Origin of the sequence: Actinoplanes lobatus (genome assembly GCF_014205215.1) — a bacterium.
Lineage (GTDB): Bacteria > Actinomycetota > Actinomycetes > Mycobacteriales > Micromonosporaceae > Actinoplanes > Actinoplanes lobatus.
Genome location: NZ_JACHNC010000001.1, coordinates 2,153,940 through 2,172,810, shown reverse-complemented (window position 1 = coordinate 2,172,810; position 18,871 = coordinate 2,153,940). Strand labels below are relative to the sequence as shown.

Sequence of the window (18,871 nt, the reverse complement as noted above, 5' to 3'; positions counted from 1 at the left end):
CGGCCCGATCGCGCTCGGTACGGGCTAACGTCGGCCATGTGTACGTCGACAGTGAAGTCAGTCGCCTCCGTACCGTACTGCTGCACCGGCCGGGATCGGAACTGGCGAGACTGACCCCGCGCAACAACGACTCGTTGCTCTTCGACGGGATCCCATGGGTGAGCCGTGCCCAGGAGGAGCACGACGCCTTCGCGGAGGCACTTCGAAGCCGCGGCGTCGAGGTCCTCCATCTGGGTGACCTGATCGCCGAGACGCTGACCCTGCCGGAGGCCCGCGCCGAACTGACCGCCGGCGTGCTCTCCGACCGCCGCCTCGGCGACGCGCTGCGCGCCACGGTGGCCGACTACCTAGCCGATCTGGAACCCGCCCGGCTGGCCGAGGTGCTGATCGCCGGGCTCGCGCACGAGGAGATCAAGTCCGGTGGGGGCGGTCTGGTCTACGAGATGATGGACCGGCTCGACTTCGTCATCGATCCGCTGCCCAACCTGCTGTTCACCCGTGACTCCTCGGTCTGGGTGCGTGACCGGGTGGCGGTCACCAGCCTGGCCATGCCGGCCCGCCGCCGCGAGACCACCCTCACCCACGCCATCTACCGGCACCATCCGCGGTTCGCCGGGACGGAGCTGCTCTTCGACCCCTCGCTGGAGCACGTGGAGGGCGGCGACGTGCTGGTGCTGGCCCCGCAGGTGCTGGCCATCGGCGTCGGCGAGCGGACCACCCCGGCCGGCGCCGAACGCCTCGCCCAGCGGGTCATCGCGGCCGGCCTCGCGCACACCGTGCTGGCCGTCCCGATCGCCCAGGAACGCGCCACCATGCATCTGGACACCGTCTGCACCATGGTGGACGTCGACGCCGTCGTGATGTACCCCAACATCGCGTACACCCTGGAAGCCTGGACCGTCACCGAGCTGAAGGTCAGTGGGCCCCGACCGTTCCTGGAGGCCGCCGCCGAGGCGATGGGCATCGACCGCCTGCGGGTGATCGATACCGGCCTCGACCCGGTCACCGCCGAACGCGAACAGTGGGACGACGGCAACAACACCCTGGCCATCGCGCCGCGGCTCTGCGTCGCCTACGAACGCAACGTCGAAACCAACGCCCAGCTCGAACGCGCCGGCATCGAGGTGGTCCGGATCAGCGGCAGCGAACTCGGCTCCGGCCGAGGCGGCCCCCGATGCATGAGCTGCCCCATCGAAAGGGATCCGCTCTAAAGATCAAAATCAGCCGAATTCTTCAAGATCAAATTCAAGATCAAGGTCCCGGCGTCGCAGCGGGGCGGTGGGTACAGACCGTCGCTCCCGCCGAGGGCCCGGCGCGGCTCACTGGCCGCTGACGCGTCCATGACGCGAGCCACACCGGGCGACGTGCGTAAGTGGTTGCGCCCCCAAACCCGTGGATGGGCGCGCCCATCTCTCAGCGGAGGGTCAGCTGGCGGCCGATCAGGCCTTGCTTGGCGCGGCGGGCGGCGGCGTCCAGCGGGCCGTCGACGGCGAGGGTGTCGGCGTACCGCTTGGCGAAGTCGGCCAGCGCCGCCTCGAAGTCGGTGCCCTCCGGCTCGCCCGGGATGTCCCAGACCGGAACCAGCAGGCCGTGCGCCCGGAACATGCCGGCGAACTTGGTGTCCTCGCCGAGCAGCAGCTCCCCGGCGGCGGACAGCCGGGACAGCGTGTCCAGCGCCCGGTCCTCCGGCTCGCTCAGCACCCAGCGGATGTGGCTCTTGTCCGGCGCCACCCGGCACCAGTAGGCGGCCTTGGCCGCGGTCATCCGCACGGTCGGGTAGATCGAGGCGTTGGCCCGCTCCAGCGACGCCTTCACGGTGGCGTCCTGCATCTGGTCGACGTCCAGCCAGTACTCGAAACCGTCCTGCATGGTGATCTCGAGCGACCCGTCGACGAGCAGATCCTGCAGGCGCAGGCCCTCACCGGGCAGGGCCGGCACGGAGACCGTGTTGCCCGGCTCGGTGGCCAGCGCGTTCAGGATGGCGACCGCCAGGTCGCGGGAGACGTCTCCGGACTGGACGTGCCGCTGCAGACCGATCAGGACCTTGCCGTCCCGGCGGGACATGGCCGGCCACGCCATCGGCAGCACGGTGGAGAGGATCACCGAGCGGTCGCCGTACTCCTTGACGATCTCCGGTTTGAGGGTCAGCGGTGCGGAGGCGGCCGGGACCAGCTCACGCAGGGCGACCCATTCCGGCTCGTCGGCCAGGCCCTCGAAGGGCCGGGCGACGAAGATGTCGCGCACCTTCGTTTTCGGTGCGGTTTCGCTGGACTTGCGACGCTTGCTCACGGGGAACCAGCGTAAGCGCCCCTCCCGCGAACCGGTGACGTGGGCCACCCCGGTGTGTCGCTGAAAAGTGTCACGCCCGGGGCAGGCGTACCTCGGCCACGGTGCCGCCGCCCTCCCTCGGGCGCAGCGAGACCCAGCCGTTCTGCCGCTCCACCAGCCGCCGGACCAGGTAGAGGCCGAGCCCCGCGCCCGGGCGGTGCGGCCCCGGGTCGGCCTGCCAGTACCGGTCGAAGGCGTGCTCCACGTGCTCCGGCGCTATCCCGGCGCCCTGGTCGGCGACCCGGAACCGCAGCGTGTCGTCGTCGGCTCCGGCGCACACCTCGACCGTGGCGTCCGGATCCGAGTACTTCTCGGCGTTGGTGGCCAGCTCGGTGAGGATGGTCGCGATCGAGTCGCGGTTCCCGTACGCCTTCGGCAGATTCGTCGGCAGATGCCCCAGCAACAGCCGCTGCCGCAGGTCGGCGGGCAACTCGCCGGCCGCCTCACGTAGCGCCTCCACCAGGTCGAACGGGCCGGCCGGGGAGGCGCCCACCGATCCGTCCTCCTCACTGGCGGCGGAGAGCAGCCGGTCCACGAGCCGGGCCAGCTCGCCGGCGCGCGCCCCGATCACCCGGACCGCCTCACGCTGCCCCGGTTCGCCAAGGGTCTCCCAGTGGTTGGTGAGCGTGTCCGCGTACCCCTTGATCACGGTGACCGGGGTGCGCAGCTCGTGGCTGGTGACCGCGACCCAGAGGTCGCGGTCCGCGTCCCGGCGCACCTCCTCGGGGGCCGGCGGGCCGTGCGCCGGCAGGCCGGAGCCCTTCCGGTAGAGGCGGCCGATCAGGCTGGCCAGCAGCTCCAGCACGTCCCGGTGTTCGGGGCCGGGCTCGCCGTCGACGTAGACGTGCAGGGAGCCGACCGGGATCTCCCGGCCCGGGCAGCGGGCGCCGAGCATCGACCGCGGGTCGCCGCCCTCGATCAGGTGCAGGAGCTCGTTGTCGAGCCCCGGCTCGCCCGGATGCGTCACCCGGCGGCCCACGACGGCGGCCCACGCCCCGGTGGCCGCGATGATCCGGCCGTGGTCGTCGGCGGACTCGGCGAAGGCGGTGCCGCGGGCGCCCAGCGTCTCCCCGGCGAGCCGGACCAGCTGCTGCAACACGGACAGCCCGGCGTCGCCGGACTCGACGCGGGCGAGGGCCGCGAGCTGACCCCGGGTCAGCGCCGTGTAGTCGGGACGGTCCGGCATGCCTGCGAGTTTGCCTCGCTCGGCGGCTTTTGGGCAGATGAACCTAAGCGAACCCTGCGGTTGAGTGGCATCTGGTGGCGCACGTCACATCCCGGCGAGGTGTTCCAGCACGAACCGGGGACGGTCGGTGATCACGCCATCCACGCGGTGCTCCAGGACCAGTTCGAGATCGGCCGGCTCGTTGACCGTCCAGACGTACGCCTGATGTCCCGCCGCCTTGATCGCCGGCAGCAGGGTGGGCCGCGCCCGGACCAGGTCGACACCGGGCCCGGCGGTCTGCGCGCCGAACGGCAGACGGCCGCGCCCGACCCCCGGCGGCACCAGTTCCAGCAGATAGACGGTGGGCAGGGTGGGCGCCTGGGCGCGGATGCGGCGCAACGCGAGCGCCGCGAACGACATCACCGTCACCTGTACGTCGGCGTCCGGCTTCGGCTCGGCCAGACCGTGGTGCCGCAGCATCCGCACCAGTCGGCGTTCGACCTCCGCGCCGTACCGGGAAGGGTGTTTGGTCTCGATCAGAAGCCGGACCCGCCGCCCGCTGGAGTGGACCGCGTCGAGCAACCGCTCGAGGGTCAGCAGCCGGGACAGGTCGGGCAGCTCGGCGTCGGCCGGGTAGCCGGGATGCCAGGAGCCGAAGTTCAGCGCGTCCAGCTCGGCCAGGGTCTTCGAGCTGACCCGGCCCCGGCCGTTGCTGGTCCGGTCCAGCCGGCTGTCGTGCACGCAGACCAGGTGACCGTCCCGGGTGAGGCGGACGTCGCACTCCAGGCCGTCGGCGCCCTCGTCCAGGGCGCGCAGGTAGGCCCCGAGCGTGTGCTCCGGCAGTGCGTCGGCGCCCCCTCGATGCGCGAAGACGAGGGGACGGTACCCGGTCACAGCACGCGGGCCGGTTGCCCGTCCTCGCTCACCACGTCTTTGCCGACGGCGGCCCACGCCTGCATGCCGCCGTCGAGGTTTCGCACGTTGTCCCAGCCGTTGTTCATCAGGTAGGCCACGACCTGCCCGGAGCGTCCACCGGCCCGGCAGACCACGACGACCTCGCCGTCGGACGGCACCTCGGCCATCCGGGCGGGCACCTCCATCATCGGCAGGTGGTGTGCGCCGGGCGCGTGGCCGGCCGTCCACTCGTCCGGCTCGCGAACATCGAGCAGGTAGGCGCCGGGAGCGACTTGATCAGCGGTGACGCTGGGAACCTGAGGTCCGAACACGGGTGACAGCCTAGTTGGGGCAGCCATCAGTCCGCTTGAGGGGCTACTTCTCGTTGGCGATGACGTCGGGGTGGTCGAGCACGAACTCGGCGAGGGTGTCGTTCTTGACGGCCTGGAACATCTTCAGGCTGGTCTCGTTGAAGACCTCACGCCCGCTGTTGTTGCCGGAGAACGTGCCGTTGTTGGTGCGTAGCAGCACGAGGTCGTTGGCCGCGACGTTCTTCAGCCCGAGGACGAATTCGGTGAGCTCGATCTGGCCGGTGTCCAGGGTGAACGCCTTGCCGGCCGCCTTGACCAGCGAATTGATCTTCAGCGGGTTGCTCAGGACCCCGCCCTCCGAGGCCTTCTTGGCGATCGCCTTGATCAGCTGCTGCTGGTGCCGCTGCCGGTCGTAGTCGCCGTTCTTCAGCCCGTACCGCTGGCGGGCGTAGTCGAGCGCCTCCCAGCCCTCCATCTCCCGGCAGCCCACCTTGTGCACGACCGGCTTGCCGGACTTACCGGCCTCCCTGGCCTCGGCCAGATACATCGGCTTGCCGTCGACGAGGACCATGTGTTTCGAGGAGACCTGCTGGTCGACGCACATCTCCACGCCGCCGAGCTCGTCGATCACGCTCTTGAAACCGCCGAAGTTGATGATCGAGGCGCCGTCGAAGCTGATCCCGGTCATGTTCTTCAGCGTCTTGGCCAGCAGCTGTGAGCCGCCGGCCATCCCGGCGCCGTTCTGCGCGCCCCAGTAGAACGCCTCGGTGGCCTTGACCGTCCCGCCCTCGTACTTGCTCTTCGCGAACGCGGGGACCTCGACCTCGGTGTCCCGGGGGACCGAGATGAGGTAAGCCTGATCGTGGGTGGCCGGGATGTGCAGAATGATGATCGTGTCGGAGTGCAGGGCATCGGCGGCCCACCGCTCCCGGGCGTCGACGCCCATCAGGAGCATGTCGATCGGGCCCTCGATGGTCGACCCGCCGCCCTCCTCGGTGGTCTTCGCCGCGTCACCGGTGAGGTCGTCGACCACGATCGTCGAGGTGGTCTGCTTGACCACCATCCTGCCGCCGACCAGACCGCCGCCGCTCGCCACCAGCAGCACCACGCCGAACGTCGTGGTGAGCCGCGCCCAGAGCGGCGAACGGCGTTTCCGGCGGGCCGCGGGCGGCGCCGCCGGAACCTCGGTGGGCCGGTCTGCGGCGACGGTCATGCAGCACTCCTGGGGGAGATCGGGGGCTGCATTACCTTACGGACAGAATCGGCGTCGGTTGAAGGTCCTTCCGGTTTCAGAATGAAGTCATAGCCGTCTGACAGTTCGCGCTTACTTCTTCACCGGGTTGGCCGCGAGCCACTCGTCCATCTTGTCGTCGACGACCGCCTGGTAAAGGGCGAGCGCCTTCTCCCGGTCGGAGACCACCACGGACTGGCCGTTGATCGTCTGACCGCCATTGTTCGGGCTGGTCAGGAACGTCAGGTTCTCCCCGCGCAGGCTGCGGAACTGGAGCACCATGTCCTTGAGCGAGAAGTTCTCGTCGACCGTGACGGCGGCCGTCGCCGAGTTCAGGAACGCGTTCAGCTTCGCCGGGTTGCTCAGCGTGCCGCTGCTCGCCGCCTTGTCCATGATCGCCTTCAGGAACTCCTGCTGGTGCTGCATGCGGGCGAAGTCGCCGCGGGCGAACTGCTTGCGCTGCCGGATCCAGTCCAGGGCCTGCGCACCGTTCATGTGCATCATGCCCTTCTTGAACTGGCGGAACGGCTTGTGGATCGACTTGGTGTCCTGCTCCACGTACAGGTCGACGCCGCCGAGCGCGTCGGTGACCTCCTTGAAGCCGCCGAAGTCGATCGCCATCACGTGGTCGATGCGCACGTCGGTCATGCACTCGACCGTGCGGACCGCGCGGGGCAGGCCACCGAACGCGAACGCTGCGTTGATCTTGGCCCGGCTGCCGGAACTGCACGGCGCGTTGTTGCCGCTCGGGATGACCACCCACAGGTCCCGCGGGATCGAGATGAGCTGCGCGGATTTGTGGTCGGCCGGCACGTGCATGAGGATCAGCGTGTCGGCGCGCCACTGGTTCGCCTGGTCCTGCTTGGCGTCCGGGTCCCGGGAGTCGCTGCCGACCAGCAGGATGTTGAAGGCGCCCTCGACCGTCTTGGACGGCCGGTCCGTGGTGATGTCGGAGAAGGCGTTGGTCCGCTTCAGGTCGTCGTCCAGGCCGGAGACGTAGCCCCACGCCGTGACGCCGGCGATCAGGGCGAACACCGCGATCACCGCGCCCACCACCAGAGCGATCCGGCCCCAGCGGGGCCGCGGGCGGCGGCCGCGGTAGGAGCGGCCCCGGCCGGGACCGCCCGGGCCGCGCGGGCCACCCGGTGCGGCGGGTCCGGATCCACCTCGCGGAGGCCAGTCCCGGGAGTCGGGCCGGCCGGGCACGGACGCGCGTCCGGAAGAGTTGCCGCTGGGGGAGGTGGTGGCTGACATGACTCCAGGTTACGGAGTAAGAGCCGGTGATCTGTGACTCCGAGACGCTTCGGCACGAAGGTGGGAGGAGAGTGACGACACGGTCACGGGCCGGCGTTGGCGACTACGCCGGCCCGTGCACTGGAATGAAGATCAGTGCGCGCCGTGCCCGGTCAGGGACCGGACCTCCAGCTCCGCGTACTTCTCCGGGTCGGTCTCCTTGCTGATGACCGTGCCGAGCCAGCCGAAGAAGAAGCCGAGCGGGATGGAGATGATGCCGGGGTTGGACAGCGGGAACCAGTGCCAGTCGTGTTCCGGGAACATCGCGGTGGGCGAGCCGGAGACGACCGGCGAGAAGAACACCAGGAGCACCGCGGTGGTGAGGCCACCGTAGATGGACCAGAGCGCGCCCGCCGTGTTGAACTTCCGCCAGAACAGGCTGTAGAGGATCGCCGGCAGGTTCGCCGACGCCGCCACCGCGAACGCCAGCGCCACGAGGAACGCCACGTTCAGGCTCTGCGCGAAGATCGACAGGGCGATCGCGACGGCGCCGATGATCAGGGCGGCGATCCGGGCGACGCTGACCTCCTGCCGCTCCGACGCGGTGCCCCGCTTGATCACGCTGGCGTAGAAGTCGTGCGCAAGGCTCGACGACGAGGCCAGGGTGAGGCCGGCGACCACGGCCAGGATGGTGGCGAAGGCGACGGCCGCGATGACGGCCAGCATGATCGCGCCGCCGGTGTTGCCGCCCAGATAGTCGATGCCGAGTTGCTGGGCGAGCTGCGGGGCGGCGGTGTTGCCCGCCTTGTCCTGGGCGGTGATGTTCTTGCCACCCACCAGGGCCGCCGCGCCGAACCCGAGGGCCAGGGTGAACAGGTAGAACGTGCCGATGATGCCGATCGCCCAGAGCACGCTCTTGCGCGCGATCCGGCTGGTCGGAACGGTGTAGAAGCGGGTCAGGATGTGCGGCAGACCGGCCGTGCCGAGCACCAGCGCGAGGCCCAGCGACAGCAGGTCCATCTTGCTGTAGAAGGTCTTCGCCGCGTCGCCGGCCGTCTCCACGCCGTACCGGAGTCCGGGTTCGAGGAAGGCGTCACCCTTGCCGGATTGCGCGGCCGCGTCGCCGAGCAGCGCCGACAGGTTGAACTTGTAGTGCGCCAGCACCATGATCACCATGACCAGGGCGCCGCTCATCAGCATGAACGCCTTGACGATCTGGACGTAGGTGGTGCCCTTCATGCCGCCGACCGTCACGTAGATGATCATTAGGGCGCCGACCAGGATGATCGTGGCGACCTTGGCGGTGTCGGCGTCCATGCCCAGGAAGGTGGCGCCCGGCTTGATGCCGAGCAGCAGCGAGACCAGCGCGCCGGCGCCGACCATCTGGGCGATCAGGTAGAAGACCGACACCACGATGGTGGAGACGCTGGCCGCGGTACGGACCGGGCGCTGGCGCATCCGGAAGGCCAGCACATCGGCCATCGTGTAGCGGCCCGAGTTGCGCAGGAACTCGGCGACCAGCAGCAGCGCCACCAGCCACGCGACCAGGAAGCCGATCGAGTAGAGGAAGCCGTCGTAGCCGTACAGGGCGATGATGCCGGCGATGCCGAGGAAGGACGCCGCCGACATGTAGTCGCCACCGATGGCCATGCCGTTCTGGAACCCGGAGAACTGACGGCCACCGGCGTAGAAGTCGGTGGCGGTCTTGGTCTGCCGGCTGGCCCAGACGGTGATCCCCAGGGTGATCGCCACGAAGATCAGGAACAGCGTGATGGTCAGTGACCGGGAGCTGGACGCGGCCTCGGCGGCCAGGAGCTGTGGAGCGTCCATCAGTCCTGGCTCCCCTCGGCGGCGGTGGCGGCGGCCGTGGGCTTCTCGTCGATGTCGTGCAGGATCTTGTCGGCCAGCGGGTCCAGCTTCTGCGCCGCGTACCGCGAGTAGTACCAGGCGATCACGAACGTGGAGACGAACTGGAGGACACCGAAGACCAGCGCGACGTTGATGTTGCCGACCAGCTTGATGGCCATGAAGTCCCGCGCGTACGCGGAGAGCAGTACATACAGCGCGTACCAGACGATGAACGCGACCGTCGTCGGGAAGATGAAGCTGCGCAAGCGGTGACGCAGTTGAGCGAACTCCTCGGAGTTCTGCACTTCGAGATATCTCTCGGCGGATGCCGGCACGGGTTTTCACCACCTTCGTGGGGGCGGACTTTCCGGCACCGTACGAAGGAGTGAGCCGTGTCACCGGTCGCCGGTCGAGGTCTGCGCTGAGTGGCGGCCTGACTGCGCTGAGCGGCAATCAGGCCAGTTCGGTGTACCTGCCCCGATAGTGGATCAGAGGTGATCCCGCGCTTCCGGTCTCGACGCGTTCGATCACCCCGTCGAGTAGCAGCGCCCACCCGCACGGACGGCTCTCCGTGAGGCGGCAGCCGGCCCACGTGGCGGCGTGTGCGGGGACCGGCCCGAACTCGGTCTGCCGCCACTCCCCGGTCGCGAACGGGCCGCCCGGAGCGGGGAAGAGGCCGGCGAACCGGTCGGCCAGCTGCCGGTCGCCCGGCTCGAGCGGCGTCACCGCGAACCGGCCGGCCGCGGAGGCCGCCGCCCAGAACTCGCTCTCCTCGTCGATCAGCCCGAGCATCCGGCCGGGATCCCCGTCGGCGACCACCGCGGACGAGACGGTCAGCCCGGCCGGTCCGGGTGCCGTCCACAGCGTCACGGTCGACGCGAACCGGCCTCGCAGTCGCCGTACCCGCGACTTGTCCGCCTCCGGCACGGCGAACGGATCGGTGGAGTGGATGCGGCCACCCGGCGCGTCGGGATTCATCCGATCATTCTCCCGTTTACAGATTGCGCACGCCGCTAACCGCATTTATTGATCAACAACTATTTTCTAGCTATGACTCAGGTGGTGCTGCGCCCGGGTGACATCGTCCACGTCGGTCCCGAGGCGAGCGTGCAGTTCTCCGGAGACCGGGCACTGAACCTTCGGATCATCCGGGTCGACCCGAAGGTCACCTACGACGGGTGGATGTGGATAGACGGCTACGTGCTCGGCCCGGCCGGCAACGCGTTGCAGCGCCGCCGGATCTTCGTCCGCCGGGACGGCCTGCGGCCGGAACGCGCGTAGCGTTCCGGCCGGTGCCGGGGACGGCCGGGCGGGTCAGCCCACCCGCTCGATGACGGCCCGCCTGATCAGGAACTTTCCGGGCTCCCGGACCTCTTCGAAGGCGGCGTTGTTGAGCAGCACGCAGCTGCCGGAAACGCTCGTCACGGTCACCGTGATGCTCTTGTTGTTGTCCAGGTTCCGGACCCGCAGGACGGTGCCGACCGGGTGGGTGCCGCTGGACGCGGCGGCCGCGCCGCCCTCGCCGGAGAGGGTCACGGTCGAGCCGGGGCAGACGACCTGGCCGTTCCCGGCCGGGGCAGCGGTGGTCGGCTTCGCAGCCGGCGCGGCCGTGGTCGGCTTCGCGGCCGGGGCGGCGGTCGTCGGCTTCGCGGCGGGGGCGGCGGTCGTCGGCTTCGCGGCCGGAGCGGTGGTGGTCGGCTTCGCGGCCGGGGCCTGAGCCTGGGCGCCGCCGCAGCCGCCCTGTGCCTTCTGCACGTTGATCAGGTCGATGACCGCCTGCCGGTTCGCCAGGATCGCCTCGGTCTGCGAGTTCGGGTTGGCCCGCTGCTGAGCCATGAACTGCTGAGTCTCCCGGATCCGCTCGTCCAGGCCGTCGCAGAAGGTAGAGGCGCTGCTCAGCCCGGTGCCGACCGCCAGGCCGCCGCCGACCAGGACGGCCACCGCCGCGCCGATCACGATGTTGCGCTTGCGCTTGTCTTGACCGGGCCGCCGGTAGGTACGTCTCATGACCGGATCTACGAACGTGGTTCACCGTCGGGCCGGGCGTTCTACCTTAAAGATCCTTAAATCAAGTTCGCAGCGACTCGGGGGCGTGCAGCCGCAGCATCGTGGCGCCCACGTCCGGCGGCACGCGGCGGCCGGTCAGCAGCGACACCCCGACCATGACCAGGAACGCCAGCGGCACGGTCCAGGCCGCGGGCTGGCCCACGAACTCGGCGAAGGAACTCGGCAGCGGCGGGCCGAGCACCGTCACCAGCACCGCCGCCATGGCCGCGCCGCCGCCGGTGACCAGGCCGGCGATCGCACCGGCGTCGGTCAGCCCCCGCCACCAGATGCCGAGCACCAGCAGCGGGCAGAAGCTGGAGGCGGCCACCGCGAAGGCCAGGCCGACGACGCGGGAGACGTCCATGTCGGACACGTACAGGGCCAGGGTGGTGGGGACCAGCGCGGCCAGCACGGTGGCCAGCCGGAAGTCGCGGATCGAGCCGCTGCGGCCGGACCTGAGCACGTCCGTGAAGATCACCCCGGCGACGCTGGTGAGCAGCCCGGACGAGGTGGACAGGAAGGCGGCCAGCGCGCCCGCGGTGACCAGCGCGCCGAGCAGCCGGCCCAGGTGGCCGCCGCCGAGCGCCGCCTCGGGCAGCAGCAGCACCACGGCGTCGGTGTTGCCGGTCATCAGCAGGTGCGGGGTGTAGATCCGGCCGAGCACCCCGTACAGGGTGGGGAGCAGGTAGAACAGGCCGACCATGGCGAGCACCACGAGCGTGGTGCGGCGGGCCGAGGCGCCGTCCGGATTCGTGTAGAACCGCACCAGCACATGCGGTAGGCCCATGGTGCCGAGGAAGGTGGCCAGGATCAGGGAATAGGTCGCGAAGAGGCCGGTCTTGCCGGGCAGGAGCCACTGATCCCCGAACTCGGCGTCCACAGTGCTCACCGTCGGCACCGGGTCACCCGCCGCGAAGTGCAGCGTCTCGCCCGCCTCGACCGGGCGGACACCGTTCAGGACCGCGTCCTGCTCCACCACGACGGTGGTGGCGACCGGGAAGACGGCGCCGGCCGGCGGGGTCACCTGCGGGCGGCCGTCCGACTGCCACTGCAGGATCAAGAAGATCATCGGTACGGCCAGCGCGGTCAACTTCAGCCAGTACTGGAACGCCTGCACGAAGGTGATCGCGCGCATCCCGCCGAACGCCACGTTCGCGGTCACCACCACGCTGACCACCAGCGCGCCCCAGGCGTAGGAGCCGCCGGTCAGCGTGCTGAACGTCAACCCCGCTCCCTGCAACTGCGGCAGCAGGTAGAGGCAGCCGATGAACAGCACGAAGGCGGTCGCCAGCCGCCGCAACGGCCGCGACCGGAGCCGGACCTGGCAGAAGTCGGGCAGGGTGAACGCACCGGAGCGGCGCAGCGGCGCCGCCACGAACAGCAGCAGGGCCAGGTAGCCGGCGGCGAACCCGACCGGGTACCAGAGGACGTCGACGCCGTAGCGCAGGACCAGGCCGGCGACACCGAGGAAGGACGCGGCGGACAGGTACTCACCGCTGATCGCGGCCGCGTTCCAGGACGGGCTCACCGACCGGGACGCGACCAGGAAGTCCGAGGTGGTCCGGGCGAAGCGCAGGCCGTACGCGCCGATCGCCACGGTCAGCAGCAGGACCAGGACCAGGCCGGGCGCCAGGTACGGGTTCACCGCTCCGGCCTGCGGATCAGCGCCGCGAAGTCCTGCTCGTTGCGCTCCGCCCAGCGGACGTAGGCGGCGCCCACCCCGACCAGGAACGGGAACGACAGCAGCCCGAGCAGAACCCACGGCAGGTGTACGCCGAAGACCTTGAAACCGCCCACCGCCGGGGCCACGGCGAACAGCAGCGGCAGTGTCCCGAGGCCGGCCGCGACCACTAGGGCGAGCCGCAGCGCGAGCGCCAACTGGGCCCGCATCAGGCCCTTGACCAGTGCCTCCCCGATCGGGGTCTGCTCGGTCAGGTCGGTGCCGGCCCGGTCGGCCGCGCCGCGCCGGAGCGCGGCGTCAGCCAGCACCACCCGGGTACGGGGGTGCGGGGGCGGATCGACGGCCATGTTCGGCAGTCTGTCCGTCCCGCGCTGATTGTCAATACCGGTTCACCTGGTCCCAGCACCAGGCGGGGCTGTCCTCGGGGTGTTCGGCGATCACCTCGCGGGCCGTCTCCCGGGCCAGGTTCCAGCCGCGCCAGTCGTCCTCGGGGGTGCGCTCGCCGATCACCATCAGCAGGCAGGACCGGTACGCCTCGCTGTCCAGCCCGGCGAGGGCCGGTACCGCGTCCGGGGACAGGTCGGACAGGTAGGGCAGGTCGATCCGCTGCGTCTCCTCGTACCGTTGCACGTGGTTCTCGGCGATCAGGCCGTCCGGGTTGGCCACCGACAGGCCGAGCAGGGCGAGCACACCGGCGGCGATCGCGACCCGGGGCAGCCACGGCGCCCGGATCCGGATCCCGGCCACCAGCACCATCACCAGGACCAGTCCGAACCACGCCTCGCAGCAGGCCACCAGCAGGCGCAGCCGGGTCAGCCCGTACGTGTCGGTGTAGACGTTCATCCGGTGCAGCGCCGAGGCCACGATGACCAGGGTGAGCGCGGCCAGGGCGCCGAGCACCGCACGCAGCAGGATCCGGTCGGTCCGCTCGGTGCGCGGCGCCCATCGGGCCGCCCCGGCCAACACCACGAGGGTCAGGGCGGTCACCACGCAGAGCTGCCAGAAGCCGCTGCGGGCGTACTCGGCGTAGGTGAGGCCGTCGGTCTCCACCACGTGCTGGTTGCCGCCGAACAGCACGGTCAGCTGGATCGTCACGAACGCCGCGAACAGCAGTACCAGGAGGCTGAGCGGCACCGCCCACTCCAGACGGTTCACTTTGCGGCCCTCGGTGCGGTCCAGGTCGCCGGTCGCCGGCGGGGCGGCGCGCAGGAAGGCGGCGGCGGTCAGCAGGACCGCCGTGACGCCGCCCACGAACGCCCACCGGAAGATCGTGATCGGGCGGATCTCCGGGATCGCCGCCTCGAAGACCCTGGCGAACGCGGCGTCGGCCGAGATGAAGAGCCCGCCGAAGACGGCGAGCAGGGCGATCGAGACCGCGGTGGTGGCCAGCACGCGGATCGGGACGCCCGCCGAGCCCTGGCCGCGCATCCGGGTCGCACCGCGCAGGAGCCACAGGCCGCCGCGGGTGGCGGCCACCGGCGCCAGCAGGTAGGTCATCGCCACCGACCGCAGCGACCGCCCGTGGGTGATCGCCAGTGCGCCGGTCAGCGTCGCCGTCAGCAGGCAGAGCGTGAACAGCCAGCCGGCCGCCCGGAAGGTGCCGGTCGCCAGCAGGGCCACGGTGGCCGTACCCCAGAACCAGCGGTCCCACGAGCCGTGGCCGATGTCGCGCCGGACCGCGGCCGGGATCGCCTCGGGAACCCGGATGATCCGGGCCACGACCAGGGCCGCGGTGCCGGCCAGGGCGGCGATGAACCAGCCGAGGCCGGCCCGGTCCAGCGGGACGCTGAGCGCGGCCACGGCGGAGGCGGCGAGGATCGCCACGACGGTGGCGGTCGAGGCCGGGCGCCCGGGGCCGGCCCAGCGCCGGCCGAACAGGGTGTAGGACGGCCACGGGCCGTTGAGTTGCCCCAATTGTCCGGTCATTGGTTGGTTCGTGGCCGTGGACATGTGTTCCACCCCTCAGAGCGCTTGCAGCGGAAGTCGTATCTGGATGTGGCAGCCGTGCCGGTCGTCGGGCTCGACGACGGCGATCGTGCCGCGGTGCAGCTGCACCACCCAGCGGGCGATCGCCAGGCCGAGCCCGGTGCCGCCGCCGGTGGCCCGCTCGCCCCGGGTGAAGCGTTCGAAGACCCGCTCACGCTCCGCGGGCGGGATGCCGTCACCCTGATCGGTGACGGCGAGCACCACGTGATCGCCGTGGCGCTCGGCGCGGACCGTCACGAGCCCACCGCGCGGGCTGTGCCGGGCCGCGTTGTCCAGCAGGTTCGCGAAGACCTGGTGCAGCCGCTCCCGGTCGCCGTGCATCAGCAGGCGGGGCGCGGACACCTCGAAGCGCACGTCGTGGCCGGTGCCCTCGGCGTTCACCGTCGCCTCCCGGACCACCTCCCCGAGGAAGGCCGGCACGTCGATCAGATCGCGGTCCATCGGCACCACCCCGGCGTCCAGCCTGGACAGGTCCAGCAGATCGGCGACCAGGCGACTGAGCCGCTCGGTCTGGGCCAGGGCGGTCTTCATCGTCTCCGGCTCGGCCTCGGCCACCCCGTCGACGATGTTCTCCAGCAGGCCCCGCAGCGCGGTTATCGGCGTACGCAACTCGTGCGAGACGTTCGCGATCAGCTCACGCCGCTGCCGGTCCGCGGCGGCCAGGTCGGCGGCCATCTGGTTGAACGCGGTGGCCAGTTCGCCCACCTCGTCCTGAGACCGGGTCTCGATCCGGTGCGTGTAGTCGCCGCGCGCCATCTCCCGGGCCGCCACCGTCATCTCGCGCAGCGGCACCGTCGCGCCGTGCGCCATCACCTGGAGGGTGACCAGGCCGAGCGCCGCCGCGATGGCGATCCACAGCACGTCGACCCGGTAGAAGTCGATGCTCCACAGGAACACCAGCAGGCCGATGCCGCCGGCGAACCCCAGGGCCAGGGAGAGCTTCGCCTTGATCGACCGGACCGGGTCGAGCGGCCGGGGAAGGTACGCGAAGACCGGTGCCACCAGGTTGTGGACGAACACCATCAGGCGGGTGATCACTTGTCCACCTCCAGGGCGTACCCCACCCCGTGCACGGTGCGGATCAGATCGGCGCCCAGTTTCCGGCGGAGGCCCTTGATGTGGCTGTCGACCGTACGCGTACCCGAAGTGTCCGCCCAGCCCCACACCTCGGCAAGGAGCCGTTCCCGGGGCAGGACCGTACGGGGCCGCCCGGCCAGATGCACCAGCAGATCGAATTCGGTCGGGGTCAGATGCACCTCGGCCCCGCCCCGCAGCACCCGCCGTTCCGCCTGGTTGATCTCCACGTCGCCGAACCGCAGTGTCGGGGGCTGTGGACGAGCGGCGACCTGTGCCTTCTCGGCCCGCCGCAGCAGGGCGTGCACCCGGGCCGCCAGCTCACGCATCGAGAACGGCTTGGCCATGTAGTCGTCGGCGCCGACCGCGAGCCCGACGAGCAGATCCGTCTCGTCGCCGCGGGCGGTCAGCATCAGCACCGGGACCGGGCGTTCCGCCTGGATCCGGCGGCACACCTCCAGGCCGTCGAAGCCGGGCAGCATGACGTCCAGGACGATCACGTCCGGCGGGGTCTGCCGGGCCGCCGCGACCGCACTCGGCCCGTCGCCCACGACCTGCACCAGGAAGCCCTCGGCACGCAGCCGTGCGGCCACGGCATCGGCGATCGCCCGCTCGTCCTCCACGACGAGAACCCGTCGCTCGACCGTCTCCACGCCGCCACCACCCCATCCCAATAGCCCTGGTCCCGGTCGGTGCGCCCCCGTGGCCCACCGGCCGGTGACCAGCAGCTTATTGACCACCTGGGCAGACCAGGCGGTGGAGTTGTGAACAACCTGTGGAGATGGATCTTTGTGCCGGGAACACCGGTGCGGCCAGGGCCGGACAGTGATTGGCAGGAATTGGTGAGATACCGCGGGTGCCTGTGGATAACTCTGTGGAGAAAGCTGTGGGGCTGTGGATAACCGTGTGGATTAACGGGTCCAGTCGTGCTTCGCAGCGCGGATCAACCGGTCCTTCAGCTCCCGGGTGTGCCGTCGGCTGACCGGCAACTCCACCCCGTTCACCGCCACCACATAGCCGGAACCGGTCAACCGCAGCTCGGTGACCAGGCGCAGCTGCACCAGATAGGAGCGGTGGATACGGACGAAACCGGCGTTCGCCCAGCGCTCGGCCAGAGTGGCGAGCGAAACCCGGACCAGATGCGAGGCGTCCCCGGTGTGCAGGCGGGCATAGTCGCCCTGCGCCTCCACCCAGCGCACCGACGAGCGCGGCAGCATCCGGGTGGTGCCGGCCAGCTCGACCGGGATGGCCGGCTCGTCCGGTGGAGGCGGCGGCACCGATCGCAGGCCGGCCACCCGGCGCAGCGACTCGCCGAGCCGCTCGGCCCGGACCGGTTTGCGCACGTAGTCGGTGACACCCAGGTCGAAGGCGTCCACCGCGCCGTCGTCGTACGCCGTCACGAACACGATGGCCGGGGGCTGGGCGAACCGCCGCAGGATCCGGGCCAGCTCCATGCCGTCCAGGCCGGGCATCCGGATGTCCAGGAAGACCGCGTCCACCTCGGTGTCGCGCAGCACCCGCAGCGCCTCGGTGGCGTCGCCGGCCCGGTGCACGTGAGCCACCCGGCCGTCCGCGTTCAGCAGGTACGCCAGCTCGTCCAGCGCCGGGGGCTCGTCGTCGACGGCCAGCACCACAAGGCTCATGCCGTCACCTCCGCTGCGCTCCGGCGCCGCCATGAGTTCAAGACTGAGCCTGATGATTCGCTCGCAAGCTCGCTCATGTCGATGTCCGGACCTGTGGATGGAACTTCGGCACCCGCATGCTCACCTTCGTACCCGCTCCGGGGGCCGTCTCCACGATCAGGCCGTTGTGGTCACCGAACACCGAACGCAGCCGCTCGTCCACATTGACCAGGCCGACGTGCTGCCCGTCCTCGCTCTCCGAACCGTCCCGCCCGAAGACCGCCGGATCCATGCCGACCCCGTCGTCCTCGACCGTGATGTGGCACTCGGCGCCCGCGTCGCGCGCCTCGATGCTCACCATACCGACGCCGGGCTTTCGGGACAGACCGTGCCGGACCGCGTTCTCCACCAGCGGTTGCAGGCACAGGAACGGCAGACCGACCGGCAGCACCTCGGGCGCGATCTGCAACCGCACCTGGAGCCGGTCACCGAACCGGGCCCGCTCGATGGTCAGATAGCGGTCGATGCTGCGCAGCTCCTCGGCGAGCGTCGTGAACTCACCGTGCGCCCGGAACGAGTAGCGCGTGAACTCGGCGAACTCCAGGATCAGCTCCCGGGCCCGCTCCGGGTCGGTGCGCACGAACGAGGCGATCGCGGTCAGCGCGTTGTAGATGAAATGCGGGCTGATCTGGGCGCGCAGCGCACGCACCTCGGCTCTCGCCAGCCGCTCCCGCGACGAGTCGAGCTCGGCCAGCGCGACCTGCGACCCGGCCCACCTGGCGGTCTCCAGCGTCGCCTGCACCAGACCCGGCGCCGGCGGCTCGTCGGCCACCGCGACCAGCGCGGCGTCCGCCTGACCGGAGGGCCCGGTCAGAGGCGCCACCACAGCACCGCGAACCACACAATCCACCCGGTCACAAACCAGATCAGACCCATTGAGTACGACGGAGCGCTGCGATCTCGTGGCCCGCCGGGCCGCCGCCGTGAACTGTTCGGTGTGGTGTCCACCCCGCCCGTCGAAGGCCAGGCAGTCCGCCCCGTCGATGATCGCCAGCCCGACCGCCCCGACCAGCACCCGCAGATGCCGGATCGCCTTCCCCGCGGATGCTGTCGAAAGCCCGGCACGCAGTGGTTCGGCGGCGAGAGAGGCGGTGTGCAGCACGTCGTAGGTGGCCCGCTGCATGGCGGTGGCGATACCCCGCCGGGCCCGCAGGCGCAGGACGGCGACCACCGCGGCGGCGAGCGCGGCCAGCACGGCGACGACCGCCACCGCGCTTCCGATCTGACCCGCCACGGGACAGATCCTGACGCTTGGACGCCCGCCGCGCCATCCCCGAAAAAGTGTCGTACCCCGGTGGCACCATGGCCTCCATGACGGACACGGGGTTTTGGAGCGCCACCACTCACGCACGCCGCACGGCGCGGCTCGCGTCATGGACGCGTCAGCGGCCA

Annotated in this window: 19 protein-coding genes; 2 read left to right on the top strand and 17 right to left on the bottom strand. The window is 70.5% G+C overall.

What is annotated here, in order from left to right; all coding sequences use genetic code 11:
* The first annotated feature begins 38 nt into the window (after positions 1-38).
* Complete coding sequence (locus BJ964_RS09950; protein WP_407650797.1) at positions 39-1,211, top strand: arginine deiminase; 1,173 nt, start codon at positions 39-41, stop codon at positions 1,209-1,211.
* Between the two features lie 202 nt (positions 1,212-1,413).
* On the opposite strand, the gene BJ964_RS09945 is transcribed toward BJ964_RS09950, so the two are convergent.
* The 9 genes from BJ964_RS09945 to BJ964_RS09905 form a co-directional block, all read right to left on the bottom strand.
* A complete protein-coding gene (locus BJ964_RS09945; protein WP_188120414.1) occupies positions 1,414-2,289 on the bottom strand; it encodes a DUF5926 family protein in 876 nt (291 codons plus the stop codon).
* Between the two features lie 70 nt (positions 2,290-2,359).
* Positions 2,360-3,514 carry a sensor histidine kinase gene (locus tag BJ964_RS09940; protein ID WP_188120413.1) on the bottom strand — a complete coding sequence of 385 codons (1,155 nt, stop codon included), beginning with the start codon at positions 3,512-3,514 and terminating at the stop codon, positions 2,360-2,362.
* 84 nt (positions 3,515-3,598) lie between these two features.
* Positions 3,599-4,387, bottom strand: coding sequence for a glycerophosphodiester phosphodiesterase (locus tag BJ964_RS09935; protein WP_188120412.1), 789 nt, complete (start codon positions 4,385-4,387; stop codon positions 3,599-3,601).
* Entirely contained in the window at positions 4,384-4,719 is a 336-nt protein-coding gene (locus tag BJ964_RS09930) for a rhodanese-like domain-containing protein (RefSeq protein WP_183226480.1), read from the bottom strand. The genes BJ964_RS09935 and BJ964_RS09930 overlap by 4 nt, the downstream gene beginning before the upstream one ends.
* Before the next feature lie 43 nt (positions 4,720-4,762).
* Positions 4,763-5,911, bottom strand: a complete 1,149-nt coding sequence (locus tag BJ964_RS09925) for an LCP family protein (RefSeq protein WP_188120411.1) — start codon at positions 5,909-5,911, stop codon at positions 4,763-4,765.
* Positions 5,912-6,022: 111 nt separating this feature from the next.
* The gene (locus BJ964_RS09920) at positions 6,023-7,183 is read right to left on the bottom strand and encodes an LCP family protein (RefSeq protein ID WP_188120410.1); all 1,161 of its coding nucleotides are present in this window, start codon (positions 7,181-7,183) and stop codon (positions 6,023-6,025) included.
* A 132-nt stretch (positions 7,184-7,315) separates the two neighbouring features.
* Entirely contained in the window at positions 7,316-8,992 is a 1,677-nt protein-coding gene (locus BJ964_RS09915; RefSeq protein ID WP_188120409.1) for a solute symporter family protein, read from the bottom strand.
* Positions 8,992-9,345, bottom strand: a complete 354-nt coding sequence (locus BJ964_RS09910) for a DUF485 domain-containing protein (RefSeq protein ID WP_188120408.1) — start codon at positions 9,343-9,345, stop codon at positions 8,992-8,994. The genes BJ964_RS09915 and BJ964_RS09910 overlap by 1 nt, the downstream gene beginning before the upstream one ends.
* Before the next feature lie 118 nt (positions 9,346-9,463).
* Entirely contained in the window at positions 9,464-9,988 is a 525-nt protein-coding gene (locus BJ964_RS09905) for a flavin reductase family protein (RefSeq protein WP_188120407.1), read from the bottom strand.
* Between the two features lie 72 nt (positions 9,989-10,060).
* Between BJ964_RS09905 and BJ964_RS09900 the strand changes: the two genes are divergently transcribed.
* Complete coding sequence (locus BJ964_RS09900; protein ID WP_188120406.1) at positions 10,061-10,291, top strand: hypothetical protein; 231 nt, start codon at positions 10,061-10,063, stop codon at positions 10,289-10,291.
* Positions 10,292-10,324: 33 nt separating this feature from the next.
* Here the strand turns inward: BJ964_RS09900 and BJ964_RS09895 are convergent, their stop codons facing one another.
* The 8 genes from BJ964_RS09895 to BJ964_RS09860 all read right to left on the bottom strand — a co-directional run bounded on the left by BJ964_RS09895 (position 10,325) and on the right by BJ964_RS09860 (position 18,713).
* A complete protein-coding gene (locus BJ964_RS09895; RefSeq protein WP_188120405.1) occupies positions 10,325-11,017 on the bottom strand; it encodes an RlpA-like double-psi beta-barrel domain-containing protein in 693 nt (230 codons plus the stop codon).
* Between the two features lie 61 nt (positions 11,018-11,078).
* Complete coding sequence (locus BJ964_RS09890) at positions 11,079-12,701, bottom strand: sodium/solute symporter (protein WP_188120404.1); 1,623 nt, start codon at positions 12,699-12,701, stop codon at positions 11,079-11,081.
* Positions 12,698-13,084, bottom strand: coding sequence for a DUF485 domain-containing protein (locus tag BJ964_RS09885; RefSeq protein WP_188120403.1), 387 nt, complete (start codon positions 13,082-13,084; stop codon positions 12,698-12,700). Before BJ964_RS09885 ends, BJ964_RS09890 begins: the two co-directional genes overlap by 4 nt.
* Positions 13,085-13,115: 31 nt before the next feature.
* A complete protein-coding gene (locus BJ964_RS09880) occupies positions 13,116-14,663 on the bottom strand; it encodes a DUF4153 domain-containing protein (RefSeq protein WP_229807306.1) in 1,548 nt (515 codons plus the stop codon).
* 36 nt (positions 14,664-14,699) lie between these two features.
* Complete coding sequence (locus tag BJ964_RS09875; protein WP_188126874.1) at positions 14,700-15,746, bottom strand: HAMP domain-containing sensor histidine kinase; 1,047 nt, start codon at positions 15,744-15,746, stop codon at positions 14,700-14,702.
* Between the two features lie 11 nt (positions 15,747-15,757).
* Complete coding sequence (locus BJ964_RS09870; protein WP_183226469.1) at positions 15,758-16,450, bottom strand: response regulator transcription factor; 693 nt, start codon at positions 16,448-16,450, stop codon at positions 15,758-15,760.
* 258 nt (positions 16,451-16,708) lie between these two features.
* Entirely contained in the window at positions 16,709-17,440 is a 732-nt protein-coding gene (locus BJ964_RS09865; protein WP_188120401.1) for a LytR/AlgR family response regulator transcription factor, read from the bottom strand.
* Between the two features lie 73 nt (positions 17,441-17,513).
* Positions 17,514-18,713 (bottom strand): sensor histidine kinase, encoded by a 1,200-nt coding sequence (locus tag BJ964_RS09860; RefSeq protein WP_188120400.1) that lies wholly within the window; start codon positions 18,711-18,713, stop codon positions 17,514-17,516.
* Positions 18,714-18,871: the final 158 nt, after the last annotated feature.